Genomic DNA, 8449 nt, shown 5'->3' on the forward strand with positions numbered 1-8449 from the left:
GGTGTCGTTTTCAGAAGACGACCGCACCATCTGACTGGATGTAACGCCTGGTGTGCATACGGCTCCTGACAGCCCAATATCAGGAGTCGTCTGCACCAATCTCGACTATGCTCAATACTCGTGTGCACCAAAGCGAGGTTTGGGCATGACATCAGACACTCCACCGATTGCCGCGCAAGGCGTGGCCACCCTGCCCGACGAGGCATGGGCGCAAGCCCGGCACCGGACGGAAATCATCGGGCCACTGGCAGCGCTTGAGGTGGTCGGGCATGAAGCCGCCGATGAGGCAGCCCAAGCGCTGGGCCTGTCCCGGCGACAGGTATATGTCCTGATCCGTCGCGCCCGGCAGGGTACTGGCCTGGTAACAGACCTGACGCCCGGCCGATCCGGCGGCGGCAAAGGCAAGGGGCGCTTGCCGGAACCGGTCGAGCGCATCATCCGCGAGCTGCTGCAAAAGCGCTTCCTGACCAAGCAGAAACGCAGCCTGGCGGCGTTCCACCGCGAAGTCGCGCAGGCGTGCAAAACCCAGAAGCTGCCGGTGCCGGCGCGCAACACCGTGGCCCAGCGGATTGCCGGACTACACCCGGCGAAAATAGCCCGCAGCCGGGGCGGGCAGGACGCTGCCCGTCCCTTGCAAGGCGCGGGTGGCATTCCGCCCGAAGTCACCATGCCGCTGGAACAGGTGCAGATCGACCACACCGTCATCGACCTGATCGTGGTCGACGAGCGCGACCGGCAACCGATTGGCCGCCCATATTTGACCCTCGCCATCGACGTGTTCACGCGCTGCGTACTCGGCATGGTGGTCACGCTGGAAGCGCCGTCCGCCGTCTCGGTCGGCCTATGCCTCGCGCATGCCGCCTGCGACAAGCGGCCCTGGCTGGAAGGGCTGAATGTGGAAATGGACTGGCCGATGAGCGGCAAGCCCAGGCTGCTCTATCTGGACAACGCGGCCGAGTTCAAAAGCGAAGCGCTGCGCCGTGGCTGCGAACAGCATGGCATCCGGCTGGACTATCGCCCACCAGGCCAGCCGCACTACGGCGGCATCGTGGAACGGATCATCGGCACGGCGATGCAGATGATCCACGACGAATTACCGGGGACGACCTTCTCCAATCCCGGCCAGCGCGGCGAGTACGATTCCGAGAAGATGGCCACCCTGACGCTGCGCGAGCTGGAGCGCTGGCTCGCGTTGGCGGTAGGCACCTATCACGGCTCCGTGCACAACGGCCTGCTCCAGCCGCCGGCCGCGCGCTGGGCCGAGGCCGTGGAGCGCGTTGGCGTCCCGGCCGTCGTTACCCGCCCCACCGCGTTTTTGGTCGATTTCCTGCCGGTGATCCGCCGCACCCTGACCCGCACCGGCTTTGTCATCGACCACATCCACTACTACGCCGACGCCCTCAAGCCGTGGATTGCCCGGCGCGAGCGCTTGCCCGCCTTCCTGATCCGGCGCGATCCGCGCGACATCAGCCGCATCTGGGTACTGGAACCGGAAGGTCAGCACTATCTGGAGATCCACTACCGCACCTTGTCCCATCCGGCCGTCACCCTCTGGGAACAACGCCAGGCGCTGGCCAAATTGCGTCAGCTCGGGCGCGAGCAGGTGGACGAGTCGGCGCTGTTCCGCATGATCGGGCAGATGCGCGAGATCGTGACCACCGCCCAGAAGGCCACGCGCAAGGCGCGGCGCGACGCTGATCGCCGCCAGCACCTCAAGACGTCGGAGCCACCGGCCAAGCCCATACCGCCGGATGTGGACATGGCTGACCCGCAGGCAGACAACCTGCCGCCGGCCAAACCGTTCGATCAGATCGAGGAGTGGTAGCCGTGGACGAATATCCCGTCATTGACCTGTCCCACCTGCTGCCAGCGGCACAGGGTTTGGCCAGGCTGCCGGCAGACGAGCGCATCCAGCGCATTCGCGCCGACCGCTGGATCGGCTACCCGCGCGCGGTCGAGGCGCTGAACCGGCTGGAAACTCTGTATGCGTGGCCGAACAAGCAACGCATGCCAAACCTGCTGCTGGTCGGCCCCACCAACAACGGCAAGTCGATGATCGTCGAGAAATTCCGGCGGGCGCACCCGGTCGGCACCGACGCTGACCAAGAACATATCCCGGTGCTGGTCGTGCAGATGCCGTCAGAGCCATCGGTGATCCGCTTCTATGTCGCGCTGCTGGCTGCGATGGGCGCGCCGCTGCGCCCGCGCCCACGGCTGCCGGAAATGGAGCAACTGGCGCTGGCCCTGCTGCGCAAGGTCGGCGTGCGCATGCTGGTGATCGACGAACTGCACAATGTACTGGCTGGCAACAGCGTTAACCGGCGCGAGTTCCTCAACCTGCTGCGCTTCCTCGGCAACGAGCTGCGTATCCCCCTGGTCGGGGTCGGCACGCGCGAGGCGTACCTGGCCATCCGTTCGGACGATCAGTTGGAAAACCGCTTCGAGCCGATGCTGCTGCCGCCGTGGGAGGCCAATGAGGACTGCTGCTCGCTGCTGGCCAGCTTCGCGGCGTCACTCCCGCTACGGCGGCCATCCCCGATTGCCACGCTGGACATGGCCCGCTACCTGCTCACCCGGAGCGAAGGCACCATCGGCGAGCTTGCACATCTGCTGGTGGCGGCGGCCGTCGCCGCCGTGGAGAGTGGCGAGGAAGCGATCAACCACCGCACGCTCAGCATGGCCGACTACATCGGCCCCAGTGAGCGGCGGCGACAGTTCGAGCGGGAACTGATGTGAAGTCCGCGCCGCGCTGGCCGCTGCATCCGGCACCCAAGGAAGGCGAAGCCCTGTCCTCATGGCTCAACCGGGTCGCCGCCTGCTACCAGATGGACGTGCACGAGCTGCTGGCCCACGATCTTGGTCACAGCCAACTTGATGACCTGGATACCGCACCATCCTTGTCGTTGCTGACGGCGCTCTGCCAGCGCAGTGGCGTCGAGCTGGAGCGGTTGCGCAGCATGAGTCTTGCAGGCTGGGTGCCGTGGCTGCTCGACAGTCTCGACGATTCGGTACCAGCAGCCTTGGAAACCTATACATTCCAATGCGCGGTGCTCCTGCCCAAGCGCACCCGCAAGGTGCGGTCCATCACTCGCTGGCGTGCCTGGCTACCGAGCCAGACGATTCGCCGGGCGTGTCCGCAGTGTCTGAACGATCCAACGAATCAAGCTGTGCTACTCGTCTGGCAGCTCCCCTTGATGCTGAGCTGCCCGCAGCATGGCTGCTGGCTGGAGTCCTACTGGGGCATGCCCGGCCGGTATCTTCAGTGGGAAATCGCCGATGCTGCGCCGCGCCCTGCCGATGACGCAATCGCCTGCATGGACCGGCGCACCTGGCAGGCGCTGACGACGGGTTTTGTGGAGCTGCCGCGTCGGCGTGTCCACGCCGGCTTGTGGTTCCGGCTGCTGCGCACCCTGCTTGATGAGCTGAACACGCCGCTCTCGCACTGCGGCAGTTGCTCGGCGAGCATCCGCCATGTCTGGGAGCGCTGCGGCCATCCGCTGCGCGCCGGGCAGAGTCTGTGGCGTCCCTACGAGATTCTGGCCCCGGCGGTGCAGTGGCAGATGCTGGAGGCGGCGGCCACCGCCATCACGCTGATCGAGTCAAAGGCGCTGATCCCGCGCGGGGAACAGGCCGCGCTGTTTCAGACGGAGCCGCACACTGGTTTCACCAACGGCCTGCCGGCGAAGGTGCCGAAGCCGGAACCCATCAACCACTGGCAACGAGCAGCCCAGGCCATCGATGAGGCCATCATTGAAGCGCGACACAACCCGGAGACGGCCCGCTTGCTGTTCACACTGGCGTCCTACGGGCGACGCGACCCCGAATCCCTGGAACGTTTGCGCGCCACGTTCACCAAGGAGGGCATCCCGCCGGAGTTTTTGTCACATTACGATCCTGAATGGCCGTTTGCAGGTCTTAGACTAAATGACGGGTTAAGTGACAGTTTTTGACGGCGAGAACTTTCTGGCTCACACTGTCACATAATCGAACGTATATGTGACAGGTACGACATGCTGATAGGCTACATGCGGGTATCGAAGGCGGACGGCTCCCAGGCTACCGATTTGCAGCGCGACGCGCTGATTGCCGCCGGGGTCGATCCAGTACATCTTTACGAGGACCAGGCATCCGGCATGCGCGAGGATCGGCCCGGCTTGACGAGCTGCCTGAAGGCGTTGCGAACTGGCGACACACTGGTCGTGTGGAAACTGGATCGGCTCGGACGCGACCTGCGACATCTCATCAACACCGTGCACGACCTGACTGGGCGCGGCATCGGCTTGAAGGTATTAACCGGGCACGGCGCGGCCATCGACACCACGACCGCCGCCGGCAAGCTGGTCTTTGGCATCTTCGCCGCCCTGGCCGAGTTCGAGCGCGAGTTGATCGCGGAGCGCACGATTGCCGGCCTAGCCTCGGCCCGCGCGCGCGGGCGGAAAGGCGGCCGGCCGTTCAAGATGACCGCCGCCAAGCTGCGGCTGGCGATGGCGGCAATGGGTCAGCCAGAGACCAAGGTCGGCGACCTGTGCCAGGAACTTGGCGTCACGCGGCAGACCCTGTATCGGCATGTTTCACCCAAGGGTGAGCTACGTCCAGATGGCGAGAAGCTACTCAGCCGAATTTGATGCCGGCATGAGGCAACGTAGCGACAGCGTGGTTTGTCTCAATGGGAAGCGCTCATGATCGATCTTTGAAGGCCCGCAGCAGTCGTGTCACAGACAGGACGAACAAACCGGTCAGCGTGAGGGCTGCGATACCCCAGTACTCTCCGATGAACGCGCCGGCCGTCGTGCCGGCCAGCACAATGGCGAGAATCGGCAAATGGCAGGGACAGGTGAGCACGGCCAGCGCGCCCCACAGGTAGCCGGTGATCGGTTTGTGCGTCTCGGACGGCAAGCGCTCGGGGCTGTTCATGGCAGACTCTCCGCGTGCTGTGCCGGCTCGGTCGGCATGGTGGCCAACTGCACCTCCAGATCGGCCAACGCTTCGCGCCGACGCTCGACGAACTGGCGCAGAACGGCAAGCTGCGCGGCCGCTTCATCGCCGTCCGCAGCATCCAGCGCCCGGCACAGCCGCGCCAGCGCGTCCAGGCCGATGCCCGCCTCGAAGGCCGCCCGCACGAAGCACAGCCGTTGCAAGGCGGCATCATCGAACAGGCCATAGCCGCCCGGGGTGCACGCCACCGGACGCAGCAATCCGCGCAGCAGGTAGTCGCGCACGATATGCACGCTCACCCCGGCATCAAGGGCCAGCCGGGACACGGTGTAGGCGCTCATTGAAAACCTCCTTTTTTTATCCTGCGCAGCAGGACAATTGTTTGACATCCTTGGTGAAGGTCTGCGCCGCGAGCTTCAGCCCCTCGACCATCGTCAGGTAGGGGAACAACTGGTCAGCCAGTTCCTGTACGGTCATGCGGTTACGGATCGCGAGCACCGCCGTCTGGATCAGCTCGCCCGCTTCCGGGGCCACTGCCTGTACCCCAATGAGTCGTCCGCTACCTTCCTCGATTACCAGCTTGATAAAGCCGCGTGTGTCGAAGTTGGCGAGCGCACGCGGCACGTTATCCAGTGTTAGCAGGCGGCTGTCGGTCTCGATCCCGTCGTGGTGCGCTTCCGCCTCGCTGTAGCCCACAGTGGCGACCTGCGGATCGGTGAACACCACCGCCGGCATCGCGGTCAGATTGAGCGTAGCGTCTCCGCCGGTCATGTTGATGGCCGCACGGGTGCCGGCGGCCGCTGCCACATAGACGAATTGCGGCTGGTCAGTGCAGTCTCCTGCGGCATAAATGTGTGGCGTACTGGTGCGCATGCCCTTGTCAATGACGATGGCTCCCTGCGCATTGACGGCGACACCCGCCGCTTCCAGCGCCAAGCTGCGCGTGTTCGGCGTGCGGCCGGTAGCGACCAGCAACTTGTCGGCGCGCACTTCGCCGTGCCCTGTGGTCAGCACGAATTCGCCGTCCGCATAGGCGACCTGGCTGGCTTGCGTGTGTTCCAGAACCTTGATTCCTTCGGCACGAAAGGCGGCTGTGACGGCCTCACCGATGGCCGGGTCTTCGCGGAAGAACAGTGTGCTGCGCGCCAGGATCGTGACCTGGCTGCCCAGCCGGGCGAAGGCTTGCGCCAGTTCCAGCGCCACCACCGACGATCCGATCACGGCTAGGCGTTCGGGAATGGTGTCGCTGACCAGGGCCTCGGTCGAAGTCCAGTAGGGTGACTCTTTCAGGCCCGGAATCGGCGGCACGGCCGGACTGGCACCGGTGGCGACCAGGCAGCGGTCGAACGTTACCTCGCGCTCGCCACCCTCGTTCAAACGGACGACCAGGCTCTGGTCGTCCTTGAAACGCGCTTCACCGTGCAAAACGGTGATGGCTGGATTGCCGTCCAGGATGCCTTCGTATTTGGCGTGCCGCAGTTCATCGACACGGGCCTGCTGCTGGGCCAGCAGTTTGCTGCGGTCAATCGCAGGCACAGTTGCCGCAATACCGCCGTCGAACGGACTTTCCCGGCGCAGATGGGCAATATGGGCAGCGCGGATCATGATCTTGGACGGCACACAGCCGATATTGACGCAGGTGCCGCCGATGGTGCCGCGTTCGATCAGCGTGACCGTCGCGCCTTGCTCGACGGCCTTCAGCGCCGCCGCCATCGCGGCCCCGCCGCTGCCAATGATGGCGATATGCAAACCGGCGCCCTCAAGTGCATCACGGATTTTTGGTTCATCTTTGAAATCACCAACCCGGATCGAGCCTTGATAACCCAATGCGGCGATGGCGGCCAGCAGTTGGTTGTGGCTCACGGCGGTGTCTGCCATGACTTGCGCGCGGCTTTCTGGATAGGACACCACAGCGGCATTCACGCCGGGAATCTTTTCCAAAGCATCTTTGACATGGGTGGCGCAGGATGTGCAGGTCATGCCATTCACGGTGATTTCGGTCATTTTTTTACTCCATTGAATTTCGGGGTGCAGCAGGCATCGGCTTGGCGTTTTCGTTGGATGGCGTAGATGGTCAAGCCGATGAAAATCGCCAGCGCAGGCAGCAGCACATAGTCCAGATAGCCGGTCAGCGCGGACAAGCCGACCACACCGAGCAAAATGACCAGAACAGGGGTGAAGCAACACAGCGCCACGAGGGTTGTGCCAATGATGCTGACCCGCAGCAGTGTCTTCGGGTCTTTCATGATCAGTTCTTGACTGATGATGGGTAGCCCGCATCCTCGGTAGCCTTGGTCAGTTTCTGCACGCTGGTCTTGGCATCATCGAAGGTGACCACCGCTTCGCGCGTCTCGAAGGTCACGTCAACTTTACTGACGCCATCGACCTTGGAAATCGCCTTCTTGACAGTGATCGGACAGGCCGAGCAGGTCATGCCCGGTACGGACAGCGTAACGGTCTGGGTGGCGGCCCACACGGGGGCAACAACGGCAGCGAGGGCAAGGGCGGAAAGCAGCTTTTTCATGGTGAACTCCTGTGATCAATAGAAAAATGGCACGACGTAGGGAAATCCGAGCGCGACCAAAACCAGCACGGCCACGCCCCAGAAAATGAGCTTGTAAGTAGCTCGCACTTGGGGAATCGCGCAAACCTCACCCGGTTTGCAGGCGGCTGACGGCCGGTAGATGCGCCGCCAGGCGAAGAACAACGCCACCAGCGCCACGCCGATAAAGATGGGGCGATAGGGTTCCAACACCGTCAAGTTGCCGATCCAAGCGCCGCTGAACCCCAAGGCGATCAGAACCAGCGGCCCGAGGCAGCAAGCCGAGGCGAGGATGGCGGCCAGCCCGCCAGTGAAGAGCGCGCCGCGCCCGTTTTGAGGTTCAGACATACGTTTGTCCTTTCGAATCTGAATTGGATAGCTTAAGCTTACTTCCGTAGTTATGTACGGAGTCAAGCGATATGGAAAACAATTTGGAGAACCTGACCATTGGCGTTTTCGCCAGGACGGCCGGGGTCAATGTGGAGACCATCCGGTTCTATCAGCGCAAGGGCTTGCTCCCGGAACCGGACAAGCCTTACGGCAGCATTCGCCGCTATGGCGAGACGGATTTAACGCGGGTGCGCTTCGTGAAATCAGCCCAGCGGTTGGGCTTCAGCCTGGATGAGATCGCCGAGCTGCTGCGGCTGGAGGATGGCACCCATTGCGAGGAAGCCAGCAGCCTGGCCGAGCACAAGCTCAAGGACGTGCGCGAGAGGATGGCTGACCTGGCGCGCATGGAGGCCGTGCTGTCTGATTTGGTGTGCGCCTGCCATGCGCGGAAGGGGAACGTTTCCTGCCCGCTGATTGCGTCACTGCAAGGGAAGAAAGAACCGCGCAGTGCGGACGCGGTGTAGCCCGAGGGAACTACGCCTTAGCGTGCTTTATTTTCCGTTTTCTGAGGCGACTCCAACGTCAGAAAAGACCGTGCGGTCGACTTTTGATATTTCGTGCTGTCGCCTTCTGAAAGTGACA

At 63.5% G+C, this 8449-nt stretch carries 11 protein-coding genes; 5 read left to right on the top strand and 6 right to left on the bottom strand.

The window, feature by feature from the left end; translation table 11 throughout:
- Positions 1 to 145: 145 nt before the first annotated feature.
- From NA637_RS23225 to NA637_RS23240, 4 genes are read left to right on the top strand one after another with little or no spacing between them, the layout of a single operon-like run.
- The gene (locus NA637_RS23225) at positions 146 to 1825 is read left to right on the top strand and encodes a Mu transposase C-terminal domain-containing protein (protein ID WP_003465068.1); all 1680 of its coding nucleotides are present in this window, start codon (positions 146 to 148) and stop codon (positions 1823 to 1825) included.
- A 2-nt stretch (positions 1826 to 1827) separates the two neighbouring features.
- Positions 1828 to 2736: a TniB family NTP-binding protein gene (locus NA637_RS23230; protein ID WP_003465065.1), complete on the top strand. Its 909-nt coding sequence runs from the start codon at positions 1828 to 1830 to the stop codon at positions 2734 to 2736.
- Positions 2733 to 3950, top strand: a complete 1218-nt coding sequence (locus NA637_RS23235; protein WP_256074879.1) for a TniQ family protein — start codon at positions 2733 to 2735, stop codon at positions 3948 to 3950. The genes NA637_RS23230 and NA637_RS23235 overlap by 4 nt, the downstream gene beginning before the upstream one ends.
- A gap of 60 nt (positions 3951 to 4010) precedes the next feature.
- Entirely contained in the window at positions 4011 to 4625 is a 615-nt protein-coding gene (locus NA637_RS23240) for a recombinase family protein (protein WP_000904941.1), read from the top strand.
- A 52-nt stretch (positions 4626 to 4677) separates the two neighbouring features.
- Here the strand turns inward: NA637_RS23240 and merE are convergent, their stop codons facing one another.
- Genes merE through merT form a run of 6 tightly spaced genes read right to left on the bottom strand, consistent with a single transcriptional unit; the run spans position 4678 to position 7825 of the window.
- On the bottom strand, positions 4678 to 4914 hold the full coding sequence (gene merE, locus NA637_RS23245; protein ID WP_001087809.1) for a broad-spectrum mercury transporter MerE: 237 nt from the start codon (positions 4912 to 4914) through the stop codon (positions 4678 to 4680).
- Positions 4911 to 5276 carry a mercury resistance co-regulator MerD gene (merD, locus tag NA637_RS23250; RefSeq protein WP_003465059.1) on the bottom strand — a complete coding sequence of 122 codons (366 nt, stop codon included), beginning with the start codon at positions 5274 to 5276 and terminating at the stop codon, positions 4911 to 4913. Before merD ends, merE begins: the two co-directional genes overlap by 4 nt.
- Positions 5277 to 5292: 16 nt before the next feature.
- A complete protein-coding gene (merA, locus tag NA637_RS23255; RefSeq protein WP_256074881.1) occupies positions 5293 to 6939 on the bottom strand; it encodes a mercury(II) reductase in 1647 nt (548 codons plus the stop codon).
- Complete coding sequence (gene merF / locus NA637_RS23260; protein ID WP_000654684.1) at positions 6936 to 7181, bottom strand: mercury resistance system transport protein MerF; 246 nt, start codon at positions 7179 to 7181, stop codon at positions 6936 to 6938. The genes merA and merF overlap by 4 nt, the downstream gene beginning before the upstream one ends.
- A gap of 2 nt (positions 7182 to 7183) precedes the next feature.
- A complete protein-coding gene (gene merP, locus NA637_RS23265; RefSeq protein WP_000735441.1) occupies positions 7184 to 7459 on the bottom strand; it encodes a mercury resistance system periplasmic binding protein MerP in 276 nt (91 codons plus the stop codon).
- A gap of 15 nt (positions 7460 to 7474) precedes the next feature.
- The gene (merT, locus tag NA637_RS23270) at positions 7475 to 7825 is read right to left on the bottom strand and encodes a mercuric ion transporter MerT (protein ID WP_001294667.1); all 351 of its coding nucleotides are present in this window, start codon (positions 7823 to 7825) and stop codon (positions 7475 to 7477) included.
- Positions 7826 to 7896: 71 nt separating this feature from the next.
- On the opposite strand from merT, the gene merR reads away from it, so the two are divergent.
- Positions 7897 to 8331, top strand: coding sequence for an Hg(II)-responsive transcriptional regulator (merR, locus tag NA637_RS23275; RefSeq protein WP_256074884.1), 435 nt, complete (start codon positions 7897 to 7899; stop codon positions 8329 to 8331).
- The last annotated feature ends 118 nt before the right edge of the window (positions 8332 to 8449 follow it).

Source organism: Stutzerimonas stutzeri (assembly GCF_024448935.1).
GTDB lineage: Bacteria > Pseudomonadota > Gammaproteobacteria > Pseudomonadales > Pseudomonadaceae > Stutzerimonas > Stutzerimonas stutzeri_AO.

Excerpts from the sequence above, each read along its gene's own strand:
- NA637_RS23225 (WP_003465068.1), top strand. The coding sequence starts at position 146 with ATGACATCAGACACTCCACCGATTGCCGCGCAAGGCGTGGCCACCCTG.
- NA637_RS23240 (WP_000904941.1), top strand. The coding sequence starts at position 4,011 with ATGCTGATAGGCTACATGCGGGTATCGAAGGCGGACGGCTCCCAGGCT.
- merE (WP_001087809.1), bottom strand. The coding sequence starts at position 4,914 with ATGAACAGCCCCGAGCGCTTGCCGTCCGAGACGCACAAACCGATCACC.
- merD (WP_003465059.1), bottom strand. The coding sequence starts at position 5,276 with ATGAGCGCCTACACCGTGTCCCGGCTGGCCCTTGATGCCGGGGTGAGC.
- merA (WP_256074881.1), bottom strand. The coding sequence starts at position 6,939 with ATGACCGAAATCACCGTGAATGGCATGACCTGCACATCCTGCGCCACC.
- merF (WP_000654684.1), bottom strand. The coding sequence starts at position 7,181 with ATGAAAGACCCGAAGACACTGCTGCGGGTCAGCATCATTGGCACAACC.
- merP (WP_000735441.1), bottom strand. The coding sequence starts at position 7,459 with ATGAAAAAGCTGCTTTCCGCCCTTGCCCTCGCTGCCGTTGTTGCCCCC.
- merT (WP_001294667.1), bottom strand. The coding sequence starts at position 7,825 with ATGTCTGAACCTCAAAACGGGCGCGGCGCGCTCTTCACTGGCGGGCTG.
- merR (WP_256074884.1), top strand. The coding sequence starts at position 7,897 with ATGGAAAACAATTTGGAGAACCTGACCATTGGCGTTTTCGCCAGGACG.